Here is a 243-nt window from a genome sequence, read left to right on the forward strand (position 1 = left end):
TCCATTCCTTCGCCGACGGCAAGATCGAGGACACCGGCCCGCTGAACAAGAAGCGGATGGAGACCATCGACGACGAGACCACCCAGGCCGCCATCAACTTCATGGACAAGCAGGTGAAGGCCGACAAACCGTTCTTCGTCTGGATGAATACCACGCGCATGCACCTCTTCACCCACGTGCGCGACTCGATGAAGGGCCAGAGCGGCATGCCCGGCAACGAGTACGCCGACGGCATGCTCGAAC

Annotated in this window: 1 pseudogene; it reads left to right on the forward strand. The window is 60.9% G+C overall.

From position 1 onward, the window contains the following. Window positions 1-243: pseudogene (locus J5M67_RS29305) on the forward strand (arylsulfatase); the annotation flags it as partial.

The sequence above is a fragment of the Pseudomonas sp. 30_B genome, assembly GCF_017491605.1.
Taxonomy (GTDB): Bacteria; Pseudomonadota; Gammaproteobacteria; order Pseudomonadales; family Pseudomonadaceae; genus Pseudomonas.